At 39.3% G+C, this 349-nt stretch carries 1 protein-coding gene; it reads right to left on the reverse strand.

What is annotated here, in order from left to right; genetic code table 11:
* A partial coding sequence (locus CWB78_RS18415) for a DUF4277 domain-containing protein (RefSeq protein ID WP_138596840.1) occupies positions 1 to 349 on the reverse strand: 349 nt, incomplete at both ends.

The raw sequence follows: 349 nt of genomic DNA on the forward strand, positions 1-349 counted from the left end.
GAGCCTTGCTATAGCCATGACTAATTTTAATGACATTTTCATCACTATCTCCATCATCAAAACCATATTCACCTGTCAGTGAATGACTCGGTGTATCAAGTGATTCAAAGGTAGTATCAACTTGCTCTATTTCACATGCTTGTCCGGAGACTAATGAAAATAAGCTTTCACAGCCAAACTCGAAGCATTGATCGAGAGTTCTACCAAGTTTGTGACGATTAAAATGTGATGCTTGAACCCCTTCACGAAATAAATGCTCAAGAGGCAAGTTAGTAAAAAATTGAGGGCTGAGTGATAAAGGTCGATTGGCAAAACCGAGTCCATTCATGATCATGCCTTTTACAGCTTC

This window comes from Pseudoalteromonas sp. S1612 (genome assembly GCF_005887175.1).
Classification (GTDB): domain Bacteria; phylum Pseudomonadota; class Gammaproteobacteria; order Enterobacterales; family Alteromonadaceae; genus Pseudoalteromonas; species Pseudoalteromonas undina.